This window comes from Pectobacterium actinidiae (assembly GCF_000803315.1).
Lineage (GTDB): Bacteria > Pseudomonadota > Gammaproteobacteria > Enterobacterales > Enterobacteriaceae > Pectobacterium > Pectobacterium actinidiae.
In genome coordinates, this window is sequence record NZ_JRMH01000001.1 from 1,110,013 (window position 1) to 1,130,434 (window position 20,422).

Sequence of the window (20,422 nt, forward strand, 5' to 3'; positions counted from 1 at the left end):
GTTCTGGCCTTTTTCACAAGATAAATCAATATAATAACGAATAGAGCTGGCGGCGGTAGCGGGCGGCGAGGGCATCACCAGTGCCGAGGGCGGCCATGATGTCCATCAGCGTTTTACGTGCGCTGCCGTTAGCGACGGTCAGGTCTTTCTTCAGGAAGCCCATCAGCAGCTCAAGCGCTTCTTCATTACGACCGACCTGATGCAGTTGAAGCGCCAGTTGTACCGCGAGATCCGCATTTTGCGGATCGGCGTTTAATTGCTGCTGTAGATGCTGAATTTCTGGCGTATCTGCCGCCTGTTTCAGCAACTCAATCTGAGCAACGAGGCTGTGGTAACGCGTGTCTCGATCTTGCAACGGAATGGTGGCCAGCACGGCTTCGGCATCTTCACTGCGTTTAATTTGAATCTGCACTTCTGCCAGCATCAGGCCAATATCGCTGCGCTGCTGGCTGAGTTGCCAGGCGTCTTTCAGTAACTGCATTGCCTCTGGCAGTTTGTCTTCCTGAATAAGCTGCTGCGCCTGTGCGACTTTCAGCTCTTCTTCTTTCGGCAGCGCACGTTTCAGCAATTCTCGAATCGCTTCTTCCGGCTGTGGCCCTTGAAAACCATCCAGCGGCTGCCCGTCTTTAAACAGATAAACGGTTGGGATGGAGCGCAGGCCAAACTGGGCGGCTACGCGCTGCTCGGCATCACAGTCAACCTTCGCCAGAACAAACTGCCCTGCGTATTCCTGCGCCAGCTTGTCCAGCACCGGTTCCAGCTCCAGGCAGTGCTGGCTACGCCCCGACCAGAAGTAAAACAGGACTGGCAGTGTCGTGGAGTGTTCCAACACTTGATGCAGGTTGGATTCATTGACGTCAACGATAGTCGCTTGTTGTTCTAACATGAGTAGTCTCTCTTACTTCTTGAATTCATTTGACTCTTAGATGGGGCCTGTCGGTGTTACTTACAAGCCTTGTGCAGAGCCGAGTGCGTAATACATCGCCCTCTGCGGCCTTATCCTCGTAATACCTTATCCAGAAGACATCCCGGTAGCAAACGGCGCAGCCAGGTTAAGGCGTGAGCCACCAGCGTCACGGGATAGCGTAATTTTGGCCGTGAGCTTTCCAGTGCATGGTGGAGCTTCGGCAATATCGCTTCTGGCGGCAACGTGAAGCGTTTAGCGATGCTGGGGTTGGTGACCGGTTTGTCCGTCTGCGTCTGTGCGACGTTGTTGGTAAAGCGCGTAGTGATCGGACCGGGTTCGATCAGGCTGACACGCAAGCCGCTGCCGTGGAGCTCCATACGCAATGCATCTGACCAGGCTTCCAGCGCATATTTGCTGGCGGCATACGCACCGCGACCCGGAGTAGAAACCAGCCCCAGCACAGAACTGGTCTGGATAATACGGCCTTCGCCGTGTGGCAGCATTGCGGGCAACAAGAGCTGCGTGAGCTGATGCGTGCCGAACAGGTTGCTGGAAAACTGCCGTTCGAGCTGCTGACGCGAAATGGTATTCAGCGAGCCATACAGGCCATATCCGGCGTTGTTAAACAAGCCGAACAGACGGTTGCCGGTCAGTCTGATCACCTCCGCTGCGGCCTGTTCAACGCTGGCACTGTCATCCAGATCGAGCGTAATCGCTTCCAGACCCAATGTGGCCAGATGAGCGACATCCTCTGCGCGGCGGCAGGACGCAATCACACGGTAGCCGCGTTTTTGCAGATCCTGAGCGGCAATTAAGCCAATACCGCTGGAGCAACCCGTAATGAAGACCGTTTTTTGCATAACTTTACCTAATTCAAAAGCCTATTTATTAAGACTCATGGTTAACTAAGGGTTCCAGCTGCTTCGCCATCCATTCTGCGATAAACGGTTGGGCATCCCGGGTCGGATGGATGCCATCTTCCATCATCCACTCCGGTTTAAGATACACCTGCTCCATAAAGAAAGGCAGCAGAGGAAGCGCAGACTGCTCCGCGAGTTTGGGGTAGATATTGCTGAATGACTCGGTGTAGCGGCGGCCATAGTTGGTCGGCAAACGGATCTGCATGAGCAGCGGCTGGGCGTTAGCCTGTTTAACCAGCGTAATGATTTTCGTCAGATCCTGCTCGATATTGGGTGCAGGGAATCCCCGAAGCCCGTCATTGCCGCCCAGTTCAATCAACACCCAACGTGGCTGATGCTGTTTCAGCAGAGCAGGAAGACGCGCCAGAGCCTGTGTGGTGGTGTCTCCGCTAATGCTGGCGTTAACCACCGCGACGCCTTTTTTCTGCGTCTGCCACTGCGTGTTCAATAGCGTTGGCCACGCGTTAGCGATCGGCATCTGATAGCCGGCACTGAGGCTATCGCCCAGAATTAATAATGTGTCAGCGGCGAAAGCGCGTACGCTGCATAATCCCAGAAGCAAAAGGACGAAAACATGTTTGCGAAGACCAGCCCAGCGAGTGCTACGCCAAGCAAAACTGCGCACGTAGAAAACATTCTTGAAGTTCATCATCTTAGTAAGCACGTTGGTCAAGGAGAGAATCGGCTTTCCATCCTTACCGGAGTTGAGCTTATTGTCAAACCTGCGCAGACAATTGCCCTGATTGGTGAATCCGGTTCGGGAAAATCGACGTTGCTGGGGATCCTGGCCGGGCTGGATGATGGTACAGAAGGCGATGTTAGTCTGATGGGCAAATCGCTGAGCGCACTGGATGAAGAAGGCCGTGCGGCGCTGCGCGCTCAGCATGTGGGTTTTGTCTTCCAGTCTTTCATGCTGGTGCCGACGCTGAATGCGTTGGAGAACGTGCAATTACCCGCGTTGCTGCGCGGCGAAAGTGACAGCCACAGTCGTGGACAGGCCGAACAGCTTTTGCAGCAGCTTGGGCTAGGTGAGCGCTTACATCATCTCCCTGCTCAGCTTTCCGGTGGTGAACAGCAGCGTGTGGCATTGGCTCGTGCGTTCAGCGGTCGCCCTAACGTGTTGTTTGCCGATGAACCCACCGGCAATCTGGATCGTAAAACCGGTGAACGCATTGTTGACCTGCTGTTTTCCCTCAATCGCGACTATGCCACCACGCTGATTCTGGTGACGCACGATGAACAACTGGCGGCACGCTGCGAGCGACGTCTGCGGTTAGTCGACGGCAAGCTGCGGGAGGACGCATGATCTGGCGGTGGTTCTGGCGCGAATGGCGCTCTCCTTCCTTATTGATCGTCTGGCTGGCGCTAACGCTGGCGGTGGCCTGTGTGCTGGCGTTGGGCACCATCAGCGACCGCATGGAAAAAGGGCTCAGCCAGCAGAGCCGTGATTTTCTAGCGGGTGACCGCGTGCTGCGTGCGTCGCGGCCCGTCGCGGAAGCCTGGCTTTTGGACGCGCAGCAGCGCGGGCTGACGCTCAGCCGACAAATATCCTTTATGACCATGACGTTCGCGGGCGATACGCCGCAGTTGGCACAGGTTAAAGCCACTGACCAGCGTTATCCGCTGTACGGCAACTTGCAGACGCGCCCGGAAGGGCTGCATGCGCAAGCGGGAACGGTGCTGGTGGCGCCGCGCCTGCTGGCGTTGCTTGGGCTGAAAGTCGGTGACATGCTGGACGTCGGCGATACCTCGCTGCGCATCAGCGGCGAACTGATTCAGGAACCGGATGCGGGCTTCAATCCGTTTGAGACGGCGCCACGTATTCTGATGAATCTGGATGATGTTGAGAAAACCGGTGCGATTCAGCCGGGAGGACGCATTACCTGGCGCTACATGTTTTCCGGTGATGAGAAGCAGATTAGTGAATTCAGCAACTTCATCAAGCCCCAGCTCAAGCCCGATCAGCGCTGGTATGGCATGGAAGATTCCGAAGGTGCGCTGAGCCAGTCGTTAAAGCGGTCGCAGCAGTTCCTGTTGCTGTCGGCGCTGCTGACGCTGCTGTTGTCTATTGCTGCGGTCGCGGTGGCGATGGGGCACTACTGCCGCAGTCGCTATGATTTGGTCGCCATTCTGAAAACGCTGGGGGCAGGCAAACAGGCGCTGAGGCGATTAATTATCGGGCAGTGGCTTTCCGTGCTAGGGCTGGCAGCGGTTTGCGGCAGCGTGCTGGGCCTGGGGTTTGAGGCGCTCTTGATGAAAATACTGGCACCGGTGCTGCCTGCCGCATTGCCTGCCTCCGGGCTGTGGCCGTGGGTATGGGCGCTGGGATCGCTGGTGTTGATCTCGCTGCTGGTTGGGCTGCGTCCGTATCGGCTGTTGCTGGCGACACAGCCGCTGCGGGTGTTGCGTCAGGATGTGGTGGCGAACGTGTGGCCGCTGCGTTATTACCTGCCGATCGTTCTGATTATTGTTGTCGGGCTGCTGGCGGTATTGTCCGGTGGCGGCGTGCTGCTGTGGTCGCTGCTCGGCGGCGTGGCGGTGCTGTCGCTACTGCTGGGTGTCATTGGCTGGGGCGGTCTGCTGCTATTACGGCGCTTAACGGTTAAACGACTGGCGTTGCGTCTGGCCATTAATCGCCTGCTGCGTCAGCCGTGGTCGACGCTCAGTCAACTGGCGGCGTTTTCGTTGTCCTTCATGTTATTAGCGCTGCTGCTGGTCATGCGCGGTGATTTGCTGGATCGCTGGCAGCAGCAGTTGCCGCCGGGCAGCCCGAACTATTTCCTGTTGAATATCACGGCGGAACAGGTGCCGCAGGTGAGGGATTTCCTCTCTCAGCATGACGTGACGCCGGAGCCGTTCTTCCCGATTATTCGTGCGCGGCTGACGGAGATTAATCAGCAGGTTGCCACGGAAGTGATTCATGAGGACGATCCGGGCGGTAATACAGTGAACCGTGAGCTGAACCTGACCTGGATGAACGGGATCCCACAGCACAACGTCTTGGTGGAAGGTGAAGCACCGAAGGCGGGCGAAGTCTCGATGGAAGCGAAAGAAGCCAAAGAGATGGGCATCAAGATTGGCGATACGTTGACCTTCACCGGCGACACACAGCCATTTAGCGCGACGGTGACCAGCTTCCGTCAGGTAGATTGGGAAAGCCTGCGTCCGAACTTCTTCTTTATTTTTCCAGCAGGCGCATTGGATAACCAGCCGCAGTCTTGGCTGACCAGCTTCCGCTACGATGGCGATGAGAAGATGATCACACAGCTGAACCGCCAGTTCCCGACGGTGAGCGTGCTGGATATCGGCAGTATTCTGCGCCAGGTAGGGCAGGTCTTACAGCAGGTAAGTCGTGCGCTGGAGATTATGGTCATTCTGGTGCTGTTCTGCGGCGTGCTGCTGTTGCTGGCTCAGATCCAGGTTGGGATGCGTCAACGGCGTCAGGAGTTGATGGTATACCGTACGCTGGGAGCCGGGTTGCGCCTGCTGCGTACTACGCTGTGGTGTGAATTTGCGGTGCTGGGTCTGGTGGCGGGAACGGCGGCGGCGATTGGCGCAGAATCGGCTCTGTGGCTGTTGCAGCGTAAGGTCTTCAACTTCGCCTGGGAACCGAATATCGGGATGTGGATAGCACTTCCGTTAATCGCGGCGTTCCTCCTGTCGCTCTGCGGCGGCTGGCTGGGGCTACGGCTCTTACGCGGTAAAGCACTGTTCCGGCAATTCGCGGGTTAACATTGCGGATGAAATACGCCAATTTCTCTGATACGCATCGCTATGCAAACACAGAGAAAGTTTCGTGCGCAGCAGCGCCGCCACGTTTATGCAAAACCTTATAAGCGCCCGACGCAGGGCGCTCAAGCGCCGCAGCCCTGCGAACCCTGGCTTCTGGCTAAATTATGCCGCTACGCGGTGCCATTGGTGTGCATGACCGCTGATCGAGCCGCCAGTGACGCGTTCCCGACGCGGCACTGGCTTTCGCGACGTCCTGTCGCTCACTCGGCGGTCAAGCTCACCGCTGCATAATTTTTGATGCCGGATAACAGAGAAAGTCGACTTTCTTACCTTATTGGCTGAGAGAACTTCCCGGTGCTTCGCCGCCGGTTCCCGTCACGGTTTTATGCTTCGCCAGATATTGATGTTGGAAAATACACATGCGGATCGTGTTGCGGTATTCGCCGTTGATGAAAAACTCGTGGATCAGTTCGCCCTCGACCTCAAACCCCAGCTTGCTGTAGATGTGGATCGCTTTCTTGTTTTCCTTATCCACAATCAAATACAGCTTGTACAGGTTTAAGACCGAGAAGCCATAATCCATCGCCAGCTTGGCCGCCGCGCTGGCGTAGCCTTTGCCCTGATACGCGGGATCGATGATGATCTGAAATTCCGCGCGACGGTGGATATGGTTAATTTCCACCAGCTCAACCAGACCTACCTTGGTTTGCTCATGTTCAATAATGAAGCGCCGCTCGCTTTGGTCATGAATATGCTTGTCGTACAGATCGCTGAGTTCGACAAAGGCCTCGTAAGGTTCTTCAAACCAATAACGCATCACGCTGGCATTGTTATCCAACTGATGAACAAAAGTGAGATCGTCTCGCTCCAGCGGTCGTAGCCGAACGGCATTGCTCGTACCGGACATAGTGAATCCTTAATTGATAAAAGGGACGTGAACCGTTGTTACCGGAGTCACGCTGGCATGAATATGCCAACGCTAGTATAGCGGCGGGAAGGCGGGTGCTGAACTCCCAATATGGAATGGCGAATAGCAAGATGCCCCGTATCGATACGATACGGGGCGAAAGTGCATCAGAAATCGACGCTGGCGCGCAGCACCACCTGACGCGGCTCGCCGATGGCAACGCGCAGGTTGTTACCGCTGGATGGGTAATAGGTTTGATCGAACAGGTTCTTCACGTTGAGCTGCCATTTCACCTTGTAGCCGTTGAGCGGCAGGCTATAGGCGACAAACGCGTCGGCAACGGTATAGTCATCGAGATAGAAGGTGTTTGCTGCATCGCCTGCGCGGCGGCTGACGTAGCGTGCGCCTGCACCCGCACGCAGATCGTCACCGGCGGCCAGACCAATATTGCCGAAATCCTGCGTCAGGAACAGCGAAGCAGTATGACGCGCGGCGTTGGTCATCCGTTTTCCGGTATTTTCAGGATCGGCTGTGACGCGAGCATCGGTATAGGCATAAGAACCGATTAGGCTTAGTGAATCCGTGAGGCTACCCGCCAGATCCAGTTCGACGCCCTGCGAGCGCACTTTCCCTGCGGTTCGCGTTACGGTTTCTCCATTTATCAGTTCGCTTACCATAACGTTTTGTTTTTCAATATCGAACAGAGCCAGATTACCGGTAATACGATTCGGCAGATCCAGTTTGGCACCGATTTCGTAAGAACGTCCCAGCTCCGGCGGTAGTGAGTCTATCTGTGTTGAAATAGAGGAATTCGGTTTGAACGATTCGCTGTAGCTGGCATAGAGCGACGAGTAGGACGTCAGGCTGTAGATGACACCTGCACGCGGTACGACGCGGCTGTAGGTGCTATCTGTTCGCGTGACAAATGGACGACCTTTACCCGCCATCACATCGAAGGTGTCATAACGCAGACCACCCAGCAATTGCCAGCGATCGTTAAGACGAATGGTGTCCTGCATAAAAAACGCGGTACTGTCGATATTTTCGCGCTGGTCGCTGTCTGAGGCGATGACGCGTGTGGAGGCGGCTAACTGACCGTAAACGGGGTTATAGATATTGAAGGCCGTATTGTTTGTCCCACGGATCATATCACCACGGAATGTTCTGTCCGCTTCGTAATCAAAGCCAAACAATAACTGGTGATTGATACGTCCCCAGTCTACATCGCCATTTGCGGTCAGTTGCACGATCTGCGCCTGAGAATGTGCGTAAGCGGTAGCGTCGGCTCGACGGGTGAGTATTCCGCTATCGGCGTCATAGCTCATGGCCCGCGCCTGATTGTCGCTATAGCGGTTGCGGTTATATGAATAGGTCAGGCTGCTTTTCCAGCGGTCATTCAGGTTGCGGTCAACCTGCATGGTGACGCTGTCCTGATCGCCGCGTGTTGCATTGTAGCTTTCATCAAAACGACGGTCGCGCGGCGTATTAACTGGCTTGCCGGTGTTTGGATCGATAATCGTACCGCGATCGAAAGGCGTCAGGTATTCCATATGTTCGTAGGCGACGCGCACGGTGGTGTCTTCGCCGTACCACATCAGAGACGGCGCAATGGTCGTCTGGCGGTTACGTCCGAAGTTGCGCCAGTAGTCAGTTTCATCGTGATCGACCACCATACGGTAAGCCAAACCGGACGTACCCAACGGGCCGGTGACATCCAACTGCCCGCCGCCGCCCTTGAAACTGCTCCCCCAGCCTTCAATATGCGTTTTCTGTATCAGTTCGGGTTTCTTGCTGATGATATTGATGACGCCGCCGGGTTCACCCATGCCGTAGAGCATCGAGGCTGGGCCTTTCAGTACTTCGACGCGGTCGCTGCTGGGGGTAAAGTTGCGCGCCTGAATAGAACGCACGCCGTCACGAAAGATCGAACCGTCGCGGTTATCACCGAAGCCGCGTTTGATGATGGCATCCTGTGTGCCGCCTAGCGTATTAGATTGGGTGATACCGCTGACGTTATACAGTGCCTCATCAATGTTGCGTACCGCACGATCTTCAAGCACCTGCGTGGGGACAACGTTAACCGCCTGTGGGACATCCAGCAGGCGGCTTTCAGTGCGGGTGCCAGTCACGGTTTTATGCGGCTGATAGCCGGTCTCTTTTCCTACCTGAGCACCCGTGGTGGCATTCACCACCATGGTGTCTTCTTTGCCATCAACAGTTTTGTTATCAACAATGGCTGCCTGAATGCTAAACGGCAGCAGCGCCAGCAGCGGCCAGCCGTGACGGAACGTATTCTTTCTTATAACAAGCTTACTCATTCGAAATTTGACTCCAATAAATCCCTGAAAATTCAATAGGTAAAAACTGTTGATAGAGCTGTTGTAGCGTTAGTTGCGGATCGATATCGGCAAACCGATCGGGGTAAAGCGCCTTGGCAAACATCTCAACCATCACAACGTGGTACGGGCTGAGATAGAAGTTGTGCCACATGCTCCAGGCACGACCGGTTTGTACGGCGCGCAGGTGAGACAAAATAGGTTCCTGACGAATGAGCGTGTCGAAGCTCTCTTGCGCCTGTGCCGCGCTAACCCGCGGTCCGAGCATCAGACTGGAGAAGCGCTTGCCCTCAGGCCCAGCCATTCCGGTGGCGATGTAAACATCGGGGTTGGCGGCCAGCACGCGCTCCGGGCTCAGTTCGCCGTAGACGCTGTTGATAGTGCCGCTGGCAATATTATCACCACCAGCGAAAGTCAGCAGATCGCCAAGGCTGCCGCCGACTGCCGTAGTACAACAGGTGTCACGTCTGCCCAGATGCAGATGCAACATAACCGTCGGTTTCTTATCGTGGTATTGCGCGATGCGTTGGCGAATCACATCCATATGTTGCTGATAGAAATCGCTGAAAGCGCTTGCGCGCTGGGGTTGGTTCAGTACCTCACCGAGCAGACGAATGCTGGGCAACGTGTTATTAAGCAGGTCGATACGCAGATCGACATAAATAAAAGGGATCCCTGCACGGGTCAGCGTCTGTTGCAGAAGATCTTCATTGGTCGCGTTTTTTGCCAGCCGTGGAAGAATGACCAGATCGGGTTTTAACGGCAGCAGCATCTCTGCATTCATCGCTTGCAGACTGCCGTTACCTAACTGTGGGATCTGGTTCAGCTGTGGGAATTTCTCGGTATAACGTGACCAGCTCTGCGCATCGTAACGCGCCATGTCTCCCGGCCAGCCGACGACATGCTTTGCCGGGTTGTCGGGCTGGAGCAACGCCAGCGTATACAGCATGCGGCTTTCGCCCAAAATGATGCGCTGAGGGTTGTCTGGGATCTCCACCTGTCGACCTAAAAGGTCGGTCACGGTTTTTGCCTGCAAGAGCGGGCTGAGAAAAAGCAGGCAAAGCAGTAAGACGGTACGCATGATGGAGTTCACAAAAATTAAGATGGGGAAAGATAATCATTGTCATTTTTGTTTTCAACCGATGAAAAGTGTGTGTAATGTCGGCTGGTAGAAATATTCTTATTTATCTGAATCTTAGGTGGTTTTTTCGTAAAGATTAGTAAATATTTAAAGCGCAGGAAGGGAGAGATAAATGGTGATGAGTAATGAATAGGTGTGGAAAGGAAGAAGTGACAATAAGTTGTAAATAGTAAGGCTCCGAAGAGCCTTACTATTATGACGAGTCTATATATACGATGAACTCACTACTCGGCAGCATAGCCCTGTGGCGGAATGCGAACGCTATCCAGCCAGGCTTCATTATCACGCATCACCAGTCTGCCGTTGAGGAACCAGTTGATGACCATCGGATAAATCGTGTGCTCGTGCGTCTTCACGCGCTCGCTCAGACTTTCTTCGGTGTCGTCACTAAATACTGGCACTTTCGCTTGCAGAATCAGTGGACCGCCATCCAGTTCATCGGTGACGAAATGGACGGAAGTCCCATGTTCCCGATCGCCATTTTCCAGCGCCTTGCGGTGCGTATGCAGGCCGGGATATTTAGGCAGCAGAGAAGGGTGGATGTTCAGCATCTTGCCAGCAAACTGAGCAACAAATTCCGGGCTAAGAATCCGCATGTAGCCTGCTAAGATCACCAGCGCGGGTTCATATTGCTTAATTTCGTTTGCTAGTGCGGCATCAAATGCAGCACGGTCGGCAAAGTCTTTAGGGTTCAGGACGCACGTAGGAATATCCGCACTCTGTGCACGTTCTAGTCCGTAAGCCTCCGCATTATTACTGAATACGGCGGCGATCTTTCCCTTAAGGCGTCCGTTCTTACAGGCGTCAATTAACGCCTGTAAGTTGCTTCCATGACCTGAAATCAGCACAACGATGTTTTTCATCAGTTAATAACCACTGCGTCTCCGGCATCGGTTTGAGTAATGACGCCGATTTTCCATGCGTTTTCGCCGCTGCTGTTGAGTAATGCAACGGCCTCGTCTGCCTGTTCGGCTGGCAGTGCGATGATCATACCAACACCGCAGTTGAAAGTACGATACATTTCGTGGCGGCTGACATTACCGGCCTGTTGCAGCCAGTTGAAAACCGCAGGCCATTGCCAGCTGGATTCGTCGATTGTTGCCTGCATGCCTTCTGGCAGCACGCGCGGAATATTTTCCCAGAAGCCGCCGCCGGTCAGGTGAGAAATTGCGTGAACATCGACTTTCTCAATCAGAGAAAGGATAGACTTCACGTAGATTTTGGTTGGGGCCAGCAGGTGATCGGCCAGCGATTTACCTTCCAGCTCGAACTGCTCTGGATCGGTCTTGCTGACTTCAAGCACTTTGCGCACCAGCGAATAGCCGTTTGAGTGCGGACCGCTAGAAGCGAGAGCAACCAGAACATCGCCGTTCTGCACTTTGCTGCCGTCAATAATTTCTGATTTTTCTACGACACCGACGCAAAAGCCAGCAACGTCGTAGTCTTCGCCGTGATACATACCCGGCATTTCGGCGGTTTCGCCACCGACCAGCGCACAGCCTGATTGCTTACAGCCTTCCGCGATACCAGTAATCACACTAGCTGCGGTGTCGACATCCAGTTTGCCCGTGGCGTAATAGTCGAGGAAGAACAGCGGTTCAGCACCCTGAACAACCAGATCGTTCACGCACATCGCAACCAGATCGATACCAATGGTATCGTGGCGTTTCAGGTCCATCGCCAGGCGCAGTTTGGTGCCGACTCCGTCAGTGCCGGAAACCAGAATCGGTTCGCGGTATTTTTGCGGTAAGGCGCACAAGGCACCGAAACCACCCAATCCACCCATAACTTCCGGGCGACGGGTCTGTTTCACTACACCTTTGATACGGTCTACCAATGCATTACCCGCATCGATATCCACGCCTGCGTCTTTATAGCTGAGAGAGGTTTTGTCGGTCACTGCTGAGTCCCCACGAAGGTTACGGGTCGTATTCAGAAAACACGGTATTTAGAAAACATACTGTGGTAAAAATAATGCGCGCTAATTCTAACAGTGTAGGCAATCGTTTGCGAGTGATGAGTCGTTGGCAGGCTATTTTTCGTTAATGGCGACAATTTCTCTCCGCGGTTGATCTGGATCAGGCTTAATCATATGGCGCTAAGTAAAAAAGGCGGTATAATCCCGCGATTTTTTTTACGACGGGCTCTTGTGCCCGCCGCCCTGCGGGCCGCCGCAAGCGGTGTTTAAAAACGCGTTTAGCGTTTTTGTCCGTCCACTAGCCGATGGGGAGATAATGATGAAGATCGTCGAGGTGAAACACCCACTCGTCAAACACAAACTGGGTTTGATGCGTGAGAACGATATTAGCACGAAGCGTTTTCGTGAGCTGGCTTCCGAAGTCGGAAGTTTGCTGACTTACGAAGCGACGGCTGACCTGGCAACCGAAAAAGTCACCATTGATGGCTGGTGCGGTCCGGTTGAAGTCGATCAGATCAAAGGCAAAAAAATTACCGTCGTACCGATTCTGCGTGCAGGATTAGGGATGATGGAAGGCGTGCTGGAAAATGTTCCTAGCGCGCGTATCAGCGTTGTCGGCATCTACCGTGATGAAGAGACGCTGGAGCCTGTTCCTTATTTCCAGAAGCTGGTTTCCAATATCGAAGAACGCATGGCGCTGGTTGTTGACCCCATGCTGGCAACCGGCGGCTCAATGATCGCGACGATCGACCTGCTGAAAAAAGCGGGTTGCCACAGCATTAAGGTGCTGGTCTTGGTCGCGGCGCCAGAAGGGATTGCTGCACTGGAAAAAGCCCACCCAGATGTCGAGCTTTACACGGCATCTATCGATAAAGGCCTCAACGAGCAGGGGTACATCATGCCGGGCCTCGGTGATGCGGGCGATAAAATATTTGGTACGAAATAACAGGTAAGCCGACTTGATAGTCGGCTTTTTTTTGGCGTAAACCTAAGTATTGCGATCGTGCGCCACAGGCTGTGTTTCGTCACACGCGGTTCTTTTATACATCAGCAGTCAACAGGATCCTGCTTCACTACGGTGGGGGCGGGATGCGTCTGGCTGTCATAAGAAGTGCGGGTCTACCTGCACACATAAATAGCAACACTACAGAGGATATTGAAGATGACTCGTCGCGCCATCGGGGTAAGTGAACGACCACCCTTGTTACAAACCATCCCGTTGAGTTTCCAGCATCTGTTTGCGATGTTTGGCGCTACCGTTCTGGTGCCCATTCTGTTCAAGATCAATCCGGCCACCGTACTGTTATTCAACGGTGTGGGGACGCTGCTTTATTTATTCATTTGTAAGGGAAAAATCCCAGCGTACTTGGGGTCAAGTTTTGCGTTTATTTCCCCGGTTTTACTGCTGCTGCCGTTAGGATATGAAGTTGCGCTGGGTGGTTTCATTATGTGCGGCGTGTTGTTCTGTCTGGTGGCGCTCATTGTAAAGAAGGCGGGCACCGGTTGGCTGAATGTGCTATTCCCACCTGCGGCGATGGGGGCGATTGTCGCCGTTATCGGCCTTGAACTGGCGGGCGTCGCGGCAGGAATGGCCGGGCTGCTGCCTGCCGATGGCACATCTGTCGATTCCACTGCGGTGACGATTTCACTGGCGACGCTGGCGATCACTATTCTGGGTTCGGTGCTGTTTCGCGGCTTCCTGGCGATTATCCCGATTCTGATCGGGGTACTTGCTGGTTATGCGCTGTCGTTCGCGCTGGGCGTGGTCGATTTAACCCCGATTCGTGAAGCGCACTGGTTCGCGATGCCAACATTCTATACGCCACGCTTTGAGTGGTTTGCCATTCTGGCGATTCTGCCTGCGGCGCTAGTGGTGATTGCGGAGCACGTCGGCCATCTGGTGGTAACGGCGAATATCGTGAAGAAAGACCTGATGCGTGAGCCGGGGCTGCACCGCTCCATGTTCGCCAACGGCATTTCTACCGTGCTGTCCGGTTTCTTCGGCTCTACGCCGAACACGACCTACGGCGAAAACATCGGCGTACTAGCGATTACCAAAGTGTATAGCACCTGGGTGATTGGCGGTGCGGCGATCCTCGCGATTCTGCTTTCCTGCGTGGGCAAACTGGCGGCGGCGATTCAGGCTGTACCGGTTCCGGTTATGGGCGGCGTGTCGCTGCTGTTGTACGGCGTGATCGGCGCGTCCGGTATTCGCGTGCTGATTGAATCCAAAGTCGATTACAACAAAGCGCAAAATCTGATCCTGACCTCCGTGATTCTGATCATCGGCGTCAGCGGCGCGAAAGTGCATCTGGGTTCGACCGAACTGAAAGGCATGGCGCTGGCGACCGTTGTCGGTATCGGCATGAGTCTGGTGTTTAAGGTCATCAGCCTGTTCCGCAAAGAGGAAGAGATCCTCGATGCGCCGGAAGAGAACGACGCGCGTTCATAGCCGCATCATTCCCCCTGTTGAGGCCGTGCGTATCGCATTCTCAACAGGGCCCGGTTTCTGTGATAAACTCGATTCGTTTCCTGCCCGTTTTGCTTGAGGTGATTCTGAACACGCCGGCACAGCTTTCATTGCCACTCTACTTACCCGATGACGAAACATTTGACAGTTTCTATCCGGGTGAAAACGCGTCTCTTCTTGCCGCCGTCAATAATGCTTTATATCAAGAGCATGGTAGCTATATCTATTTCTGGTCACGCGAAGGGGGCGGACGCAGCCATCTGTTGCATGCTGCCTGCGCCGAATTGTCGCGCCAGGAACGTGCGGTGGGCTATGTGCCGCTGGATAAACGTGCCTACTTTGTGCCGGATGTGCTGGAAGGGATGGAGCAACTGGCGTTGGTGTGCATCGATAACATCGAATCTATCGCGGGCGATGAAGAGTGGGAAATGGCGGTGTTTAATCTGTATAACCGCATTCAGGAAACAGGACGTGCCCGGCTGTTGATTACCGGCGATCGTCCGCCGCGTCAGCTGAATTTACGTCTGCCCGATCTGGCTTCTCGTCTCGACTGGGGACAAATTTACAAGCTACAACCTTTGTCGGATGATGAGAAAGGGGAAGCACTACAGCTGCGTGCCAGACTGCGCGGGTTCGAATTGCCGGAAGACGTCAGCCGGTTTCTGCTTAAGCGTCTGGATCGGGAAATGCGCACGTTATTTATGACGCTCGATCAGCTTGACCACGCGTCCATCACCGCACAGCGCAAGCTGACCATTCCTTTTGTGAAAGAGATCCTCGGACTGTAATTGACGATCGCGATTAACGATCGTCGTTGAGGGTTGTCGTCGGAGATCGGTTACGACGACAGAATCTCCAGTACTTGCTCCGGCGGACGGCCAATACGCGCCTGACCTTGTGCCACGACGATCGGACGCTCAATGAGCTTCGGATTATCGATCATCGCCTGAATCAGCTGTGCTTCCGTTAGTGCGGCATCTGACAGCCCCAACTGCTGATAAATTTCTTCTTTGGTTCTCATCAATTCTCGTGCACCAGTAAAGCCCAACTGCTTGATAAGCTGAGCCAGCGTCGCGGCATCGGGCGGTGTATCGAGATAGAGCACGACGTTGGGCGTAATATGGTGTTCTTGCAACAGTGCCAGCGTTTCGCGGCTCTTGGAGCAGCGCGGGTTGTGGTAAATCGTCACGGCGGGTTGGGATGAATAAAGTTGGCTTGAAGACAGTGTCATCGTCATACTCCTTATCAGGATTTTTGGTACTGGCGGAAGCGCTGCTGCAACTGGCGGAGCTGGTCAATACGGGCGTCGTAACGTGCCTGTTCCAGACTCCCCAATTTAACCAGTGAACTTGCGTTGCTCAGTAACCGAATCGCTTGATCGAGCTGGCCGCTGAGTGCCAGACTCTCTGCTCGCGCGGCCAGTTCTTCCGCCCGCTGTCCTTGTGCTGCTGCGGCTTGCGCCAGCAGCTCCCAACCGTTCGAATCGTCTGGGTGCGCATAGGTATAGCGATACAGTATTTTGCTGGCAGCCGCAGGCTGTTTCCCTTCCACATAGGCATTCGCCAGATTAAGCTGAAGTACCGGGTTCGCCTGCGCTCCAGGCACGTTTTGTAAGCGGGCGATAGCCTGTGTCGCGCGGCTTTGCCCCAGATCGATGTCGGTCATCATATCCAGAAACCACGGATTATCAGGCGCGCTGCTTAGCAGTGGTTGCAGCACATTACGTGCTTCATCGTACTTCTTCGCCTGATAAAACTGGATTGCGCGGCCATACTTCGCAGCTAGCTGCTCCCGCACGTTGCCTTTTTCCCATTGTTCCAGCAGATCGTTGTTCAGCGGGCGCTCTGGTGAGCCATACATACCAAAGGTGCGTATTTTGGCGAACAAGAAATCCTGAGAGGATTGTACCGGCGTTGAACGCATTTGGTTGGCGCGGTTGCGCGCATCGGACAGGCGGCTTTCCGGCAAGGGGTGAGTCAGCAACATCTCTGGCGGCCTGGAAGCATAACGTGATTGGTCAGCCAGCTTTTGCAGAAAATTCGGCATGGCTTGTGGATCGAAGCCTGCACGCTGCAACACCTGAATACCGATGCGGTCTGCTTCTTGTTCATTCGACTGGGTGAACGTAATCATGCCCTGCTGCGCACCCGCCAGCGTGCCGCTGAGCGCCGCCATCCCCAACTGCGGGTTGGCCATCGCCAGCAGAATAGAACCGAGCGCGCCGACCCAGGTAAGCGGGGCGCTACGCTGCTGTGATTCCATGCTACGTGCCAGATGACGCTGGGTAACGTGAGAGATTTCATGCGCCAGCACCGAGGCCAGTTCGCTTTCGCTATCGGCATAGCGGAACAGCGCGGAATGCAGCACCACGTTGCCGCCGAAGAAGGCGAAGGCGTTAATGTCGTCATTGCGGATCAGGTAAAAATGGAACGGCGTACGCACCGAATCGGCTTGTTTTACCAATCTGTTGCCGAGCTGGTTAATGTAATTAGATAGCAGCGGATCGTTGATAAGCGGCGCACCTGCACGCAGCTGGCGGACGTAAAAATCGCCCATCGCCAGTTCCTGATTGATACTGAGCGTACCGCCTGCGGTGGTGCCGATATCCGGCAGCCGATCCTGCGTGTCGGCCTGAGCAGGGAGCAGGTTGCCAGCCAGTAACGCCCCAAACAGGACGGACATGACCGTTTTTCTTAACCGAATAGACATAACGGAAGATAACCTTATCAACAGCTAACGTGAAAACATTCTGCTGACTATCTTAGCCAGCGATGGCAGACAAAGAAATGCCCGAGCGGGAAAAACGTGGTGAAGGTGGTAGTCCGCATGGAAGAAATCTCATCTCACAGAGATCAATCTATCAGGACTGAGACGGTTTCAATGCTTCCAGACGCCGTAGCCAGTCTTCAAAATGAGGACATTGCTGACGAATCGTATCCAACCCAATATCTGCGGCAATCAGTGGTCCATGTAACGTTTTTTGATATTCTGGTATGGCAGCAAGAATACGTTTTGAGGGGGCGCTCTGTGGGCTATTATTAATGGATTCAGGAGAATCGAACGCAAGTTTAATACTGTTAAGTTGTTCTATCGCTCTTTTGTCCTCAAGCCAGTCTGCGAATTTTTCTGGTTCGCAAAACAGTAACGCTTCAAACTCATGTACTAAAAAATTAGGGATAAAATTAGGCTGAGCAATATCGGCATCAAAAGCATTTTCCAAATCTGAAACCCATGAATAAATATCACCGTTAACGGGCTTTCCCTGCCCAGCCTTAGGGAAATCCGTCGGTAAACCATAATAATCGATTAACGTTGTCACCCAAGCTTTCTTATCTTGCTGACAAAGTTTGGTAATTTGATGTTTCACTTTTCCATAGCTGACAATTCCACCTTTATGTCCCCGGCTGGTTTGTGCCAAGATCGCGTTAAGGTAAATATCTTGCTGCACAAAGTAGGGAGCTAGCGTATCGCGAACAAATGTTTCTTCTGTTTGCCCTTCAACAAACACATTAATCCTTGTCATGATTAGCGCTGTGGCCTCCCGCCAAGTATATTTTTCGTCCACAGCTCCCCTAAACTGTAATCTTCAAGCCAGTTTTGCAGCGTGTCTTGATCCAAACGTTTAAATGTTGAGGCGCCAAGGTGTTTATCGACGACGATAAGATCTTCGGCTTCAAATTCGTTAACCAGCTCAACAGATTGTGTTGAAACAATAAACTGGCGCTGTTCGCTGGCACTTCTGATGAGTGCGGCGAGCACGCTGATGGCATAGGGGTGTAGACCTAATTCTGGTTCATCCATGATGATGGCGCTGGGCATATAGATCTCTGGCTGGAGCAACACGGTAGCCAATAGAATGAAACGCAATGTGCCATCAGAAAGTTCATGTGCTTTAAACGGGATATCCTGAGATTTTTCAACCCATTCGAGCTGAATATTATCGGGATTATCCGGTGTTGCTCGGAGATAAAAATCGCCAAAGAAAGGAGCGACCATCTGGATCGTTTTCACAATACGCTGATAATGTGTTGTATGATTCTTTTGCAGACGAAATAGAAACGCGGCTAAATTCGCGCCGTCTTCCCGTAAATAGTCATTATCATTAATTCTGTGGATTTGTTTGACTCTGGCGCTTTCACTGGTGTCGTTTAAGTGATAAACCCTCACTGTTTCCAGCAAGGGAAGCACATCATCAAGTTTATTTGTGCCATTGTTAGAGCAAAATGTCTTATGTTGAGACTCAAAATGTCCATGGGTTATCGTGGTAGATCTGGCTTGGAGTATATCCTCAGATTCGAACATCATTCGATTATCGTTAGTGGGCTCCAAAGAAAAATGGTAACTAGTGTCTGTAAAAAATACTTCCCCTGCCAGATAAGGGCTCTTTTTGCGGCCAAAGTGCAGTAGCGCATCAGGTCCGCCATTCTTGCCTACAAAAAGTTGCAGGCGTTGAGCGAGCAGGTTTGTTATTAGGCGAAAGAAACTAATAAAGTTGGATTTTCCCGCACCATTCGCACCAATCAAAATATTCAACGTGCGCATTTCCACATCACAGTCGGCGATGGACTTATATCCTTTAATCACTATGCGGTTTAGATGATCGCTCTTAGCTACCGTTTTCATGATGGTGTTGTTGCCTTATATGACAGAGTTACTCGCATTTTACGATGACGTTGCATGTTGGTCTAATGTGGTATAGCAGAAAGAGAAGGTGAGGTCTTGTATCGCATATCTGATTTAACGAACTATTGTGAGCACTTTTCCATAATCAGAAAAACCGGCACGTATGACGGTGCCGGTGGAACATCTGAAAACCGTGAATCAGGCGCTTTTCAGATAATCGAGAACGATGTCGTGGTGGTTGCTGGTTTTGAAGTCGTCAAACACCTTCTCCACCTTACCGTTTTCATCGATCAGGAAGCTGATACGATGAATACCGTCATAGGTTTTCCCCATGAAGGTTTTTTCTCCCCAAACGCCAAATCCTTCTGAAACCTGATGATCCTCATCAGAAAGCAGCGTGAAATTTAAGACTTCTTTCTCGACGAAGCGGGACAATTTTTCTGACTTATCCGTGCTAATACCGAGAACTTCAACGCCATGTTTTTTCAAATCATCCATGTTATCGCGCAGGCCGCAGGCCTGAACGGTACATCCTGGCGTCATCGCTTTAGGGTAGAAATACACCAACACTTTCTGTCCCTGGAAGTCGGTTAAATTTACTTGTTCGCCATCTTGGTCGGGCAAGCTAAATTTCGGTGCAATATCACCGGCTTTCAGTGTGTTCATCACGACTCTCCGTCTTGTTTCTCTTCATGCTGTGGATATACCCATAATTTATACTATTGGGCATAGTTAACGACGCTAATACTGCCTTGTGCGTGCAATTCTGTACATAGCTGATGAAAGGCTGGCTCAATAATTGCGCTATCCAGCGTGGCAGAGCTGTGTGCGGCAATCTGAATATACAGCTGCGGCGGCTTGTCGCCCTCGGCGGGCTGGGTTTTTGAAACCAGCTCAGCAATGTTTAACTGGTGAGAATCGAACAAATCGGTAAAACGCTCGATGATGTGAGGGGAATCGGCAACGTCAACCTTCACCCAGACGGTTGAGGGCGTCGGCTGGCTGGCCTGTGACTCTGTTCGCTTCATCACGATCAGCAAATCCATCTCTGCGCCTTTCAGCGGCAGGGTCGATTCAATCAGCGTTATCGCGTTCCAACTGCCGGACAACAGCATAATGAAGGTGAACTCTTTGCCCAGCATAGCAAGACGGCTATCTTCGATGTTGCAGCCACAGCTACTGACGTGGCGGGTAATCGCATTGACAATACCGGGACGATCAACCCCCAGCGCGGTAATAACCAGATAGTGTTCTTGTGAGCTTGGCAACATCATGCTTCCTGTCTTTTTCCTCATTAATACATGGTAAACATAAAAAATTGCCTGGAGCAATTTTTAACGCCGCTCGCGGCGGCCCGAAGGGCGGTGGGCAGGGATAGCCCGCCGTAAAAACCTGGAGCAATTTTTAACGCCGCTCGCGGCGGCCCAGACACTATTTCGTGATTATGGACATTCGCGCTAAGGTAAGC

The 20,422-nt window shown here is 53.0% G+C and carries 19 protein-coding genes; 5 read left to right on the top strand and 14 right to left on the bottom strand.

Features of this window, described 5'->3' with window-relative positions; translation table 11 throughout:
• Positions 1 to 25: 25 nt before the first annotated feature.
• The 3 genes from KKH3_RS04585 to tesA all read right to left on the bottom strand — a co-directional run bounded on the left by KKH3_RS04585 (position 26) and on the right by tesA (position 2,479).
• Entirely contained in the window at positions 26 to 886 is an 861-nt protein-coding gene (locus KKH3_RS04585; RefSeq protein WP_039356309.1) for a co-chaperone YbbN, read from the bottom strand.
• A 110-nt stretch (positions 887 to 996) separates the two neighbouring features.
• Entirely contained in the window at positions 997 to 1,767 is a 771-nt protein-coding gene (locus tag KKH3_RS04590) for an SDR family oxidoreductase (RefSeq protein ID WP_039356311.1), read from the bottom strand.
• Between the two features lie 28 nt (positions 1,768 to 1,795).
• Positions 1,796 to 2,479, bottom strand: a complete 684-nt coding sequence (gene tesA / locus KKH3_RS04595) for a multifunctional acyl-CoA thioesterase I/protease I/lysophospholipase L1 (protein WP_072034552.1) — start codon at positions 2,477 to 2,479, stop codon at positions 1,796 to 1,798.
• Here tesA and ybbA point away from each other — a divergent pair.
• Together ybbA and ybbP are read left to right on the top strand one after the other, a co-directional pair.
• Entirely contained in the window at positions 2,402 to 3,133 is a 732-nt protein-coding gene (gene ybbA / locus KKH3_RS04600) for a putative ABC transporter ATP-binding protein YbbA (protein WP_010307452.1), read from the top strand. The genes tesA and ybbA overlap by 78 nt on opposite strands.
• Positions 3,130 to 5,559, top strand: a complete 2,430-nt coding sequence (gene ybbP / locus KKH3_RS04605) for a putative ABC transporter permease subunit YbbP (protein ID WP_039356318.1) — start codon at positions 3,130 to 3,132, stop codon at positions 5,557 to 5,559. Before ybbA ends, ybbP begins: the two co-directional genes overlap by 4 nt.
• A gap of 331 nt (positions 5,560 to 5,890) precedes the next feature.
• On the opposite strand, the gene speG is transcribed toward ybbP, so the two are convergent.
• From speG to purM, 5 genes are all read right to left on the bottom strand, one after another.
• A complete protein-coding gene (speG, locus tag KKH3_RS04615) occupies positions 5,891 to 6,466 on the bottom strand; it encodes a spermidine N1-acetyltransferase (protein ID WP_039356324.1) in 576 nt (191 codons plus the stop codon).
• Between the two features lie 167 nt (positions 6,467 to 6,633).
• Positions 6,634 to 8,784 (bottom strand): TonB-dependent siderophore receptor, encoded by a 2,151-nt coding sequence (locus KKH3_RS04620; protein ID WP_139338610.1) that lies wholly within the window; start codon positions 8,782 to 8,784, stop codon positions 6,634 to 6,636.
• Positions 8,777 to 9,883, bottom strand: a complete 1,107-nt coding sequence (locus KKH3_RS04625; protein WP_039356328.1) for an ABC transporter substrate-binding protein — start codon at positions 9,881 to 9,883, stop codon at positions 8,777 to 8,779. The genes KKH3_RS04620 and KKH3_RS04625 overlap by 8 nt, the downstream gene beginning before the upstream one ends.
• Before the next feature lie 284 nt (positions 9,884 to 10,167).
• Positions 10,168 to 10,806: a phosphoribosylglycinamide formyltransferase gene (gene purN, locus KKH3_RS04630; protein WP_039356330.1), complete on the bottom strand. Its 639-nt coding sequence runs from the start codon at positions 10,804 to 10,806 to the stop codon at positions 10,168 to 10,170.
• Positions 10,806 to 11,843: a phosphoribosylformylglycinamidine cyclo-ligase gene (gene purM, locus KKH3_RS04635; protein ID WP_010286490.1), complete on the bottom strand. Its 1,038-nt coding sequence runs from the start codon at positions 11,841 to 11,843 to the stop codon at positions 10,806 to 10,808. The genes purN and purM overlap by 1 nt, the downstream gene beginning before the upstream one ends.
• Before the next feature lie 337 nt (positions 11,844 to 12,180).
• Between purM and upp the strand changes: the two genes are divergently transcribed.
• From upp to hda, 3 genes are all read left to right on the top strand, one after another.
• On the top strand, positions 12,181 to 12,807 hold the full coding sequence (upp, locus tag KKH3_RS04640; protein ID WP_010286492.1) for a uracil phosphoribosyltransferase: 627 nt from the start codon (positions 12,181 to 12,183) through the stop codon (positions 12,805 to 12,807).
• A gap of 216 nt (positions 12,808 to 13,023) precedes the next feature.
• Complete coding sequence (gene uraA / locus KKH3_RS04645) at positions 13,024 to 14,313, top strand: uracil permease (protein ID WP_010286494.1); 1,290 nt, start codon at positions 13,024 to 13,026, stop codon at positions 14,311 to 14,313.
• 98 nt (positions 14,314 to 14,411) lie between these two features.
• The gene (gene hda / locus KKH3_RS04650) at positions 14,412 to 15,119 is read left to right on the top strand and encodes a DnaA inactivator Hda (protein WP_039362136.1); all 708 of its coding nucleotides are present in this window, start codon (positions 14,412 to 14,414) and stop codon (positions 15,117 to 15,119) included.
• A gap of 50 nt (positions 15,120 to 15,169) precedes the next feature.
• On the opposite strand, the gene arsC is transcribed toward hda, so the two are convergent.
• The 6 genes from arsC to KKH3_RS04680 all read right to left on the bottom strand — a co-directional run bounded on the left by arsC (position 15,170) and on the right by KKH3_RS04680 (position 20,225).
• On the bottom strand, positions 15,170 to 15,562 hold the full coding sequence (gene arsC / locus KKH3_RS04655) for an arsenate reductase (glutaredoxin) (RefSeq protein ID WP_052201290.1): 393 nt from the start codon (positions 15,560 to 15,562) through the stop codon (positions 15,170 to 15,172).
• Between the two features lie 14 nt (positions 15,563 to 15,576).
• On the bottom strand, positions 15,577 to 17,040 hold the full coding sequence (gene bepA, locus KKH3_RS04660) for a beta-barrel assembly-enhancing protease (RefSeq protein WP_039356333.1): 1,464 nt from the start codon (positions 17,038 to 17,040) through the stop codon (positions 15,577 to 15,579).
• Between the two features lie 151 nt (positions 17,041 to 17,191).
• Complete coding sequence (locus KKH3_RS04665; RefSeq protein WP_039356336.1) at positions 17,192 to 17,854, bottom strand: DUF4276 family protein; 663 nt, start codon at positions 17,852 to 17,854, stop codon at positions 17,192 to 17,194.
• 2 nt (positions 17,855 to 17,856) lie between these two features.
• The gene (locus KKH3_RS04670) at positions 17,857 to 18,954 is read right to left on the bottom strand and encodes an AAA family ATPase (protein WP_039356339.1); all 1,098 of its coding nucleotides are present in this window, start codon (positions 18,952 to 18,954) and stop codon (positions 17,857 to 17,859) included.
• Positions 18,955 to 19,152: 198 nt separating this feature from the next.
• Positions 19,153 to 19,620 (bottom strand): thioredoxin-dependent thiol peroxidase, encoded by a 468-nt coding sequence (bcp, locus tag KKH3_RS04675; protein WP_039356343.1) that lies wholly within the window; start codon positions 19,618 to 19,620, stop codon positions 19,153 to 19,155.
• A gap of 53 nt (positions 19,621 to 19,673) precedes the next feature.
• A complete protein-coding gene (locus KKH3_RS04680) occupies positions 19,674 to 20,225 on the bottom strand; it encodes a glycine cleavage system transcriptional repressor (RefSeq protein WP_039356346.1) in 552 nt (183 codons plus the stop codon).
• Between the last annotated feature and the right edge of the window lie 197 nt (positions 20,226 to 20,422).

What these genes read in the sequence shown, in the direction of transcription:
- bcp (WP_039356343.1), bottom strand. Translation starts at nt 19,620, where the DNA reads ATGAACACACTGAAAGCCGGTGATATTGCACCGAAATTTAGCTTGCCC.
- KKH3_RS04590 (WP_039356311.1), bottom strand. Translation starts at nt 1,767, where the DNA reads ATGCAAAAAACGGTCTTCATTACGGGTTGCTCCAGCGGTATTGGCTTA.
- KKH3_RS04665 (WP_039356336.1), bottom strand. Translation starts at nt 17,854, where the DNA reads ATGACAAGGATTAATGTGTTTGTTGAAGGGCAAACAGAAGAAACATTT.
- KKH3_RS04625 (WP_039356328.1), bottom strand. Translation starts at nt 9,883, where the DNA reads ATGCGTACCGTCTTACTGCTTTGCCTGCTTTTTCTCAGCCCGCTCTTG.
- KKH3_RS04680 (WP_039356346.1), bottom strand. Translation starts at nt 20,225, where the DNA reads ATGTTGCCAAGCTCACAAGAACACTATCTGGTTATTACCGCGCTGGGG.
- upp (WP_010286492.1), top strand. Translation starts at nt 12,181, where the DNA reads ATGAAGATCGTCGAGGTGAAACACCCACTCGTCAAACACAAACTGGGT.
- bepA (WP_039356333.1), bottom strand. Translation starts at nt 17,040, where the DNA reads ATGTCTATTCGGTTAAGAAAAACGGTCATGTCCGTCCTGTTTGGGGCG.
- ybbP (WP_039356318.1), top strand. Translation starts at nt 3,130, where the DNA reads ATGATCTGGCGGTGGTTCTGGCGCGAATGGCGCTCTCCTTCCTTATTG.
- arsC (WP_052201290.1), bottom strand. Translation starts at nt 15,562, where the DNA reads ATGACACTGTCTTCAAGCCAACTTTATTCATCCCAACCCGCCGTGACG.
- uraA (WP_010286494.1), top strand. Translation starts at nt 13,024, where the DNA reads ATGACTCGTCGCGCCATCGGGGTAAGTGAACGACCACCCTTGTTACAA.
- purN (WP_039356330.1), bottom strand. Translation starts at nt 10,806, where the DNA reads ATGAAAAACATCGTTGTGCTGATTTCAGGTCATGGAAGCAACTTACAG.
- KKH3_RS04585 (WP_039356309.1), bottom strand. Translation starts at nt 886, where the DNA reads ATGTTAGAACAACAAGCGACTATCGTTGACGTCAATGAATCCAACCTG.
- KKH3_RS04670 (WP_039356339.1), bottom strand. Translation starts at nt 18,954, where the DNA reads ATGAAAACGGTAGCTAAGAGCGATCATCTAAACCGCATAGTGATTAAA.
- KKH3_RS04620 (WP_139338610.1), bottom strand. Translation starts at nt 8,784, where the DNA reads ATGAGTAAGCTTGTTATAAGAAAGAATACGTTCCGTCACGGCTGGCCG.
- speG (WP_039356324.1), bottom strand. Translation starts at nt 6,466, where the DNA reads ATGTCCGGTACGAGCAATGCCGTTCGGCTACGACCGCTGGAGCGAGAC.
- ybbA (WP_010307452.1), top strand. Translation starts at nt 2,402, where the DNA reads ATGTTTGCGAAGACCAGCCCAGCGAGTGCTACGCCAAGCAAAACTGCG.
- tesA (WP_072034552.1), bottom strand. Translation starts at nt 2,479, where the DNA reads ATGATGAACTTCAAGAATGTTTTCTACGTGCGCAGTTTTGCTTGGCGT.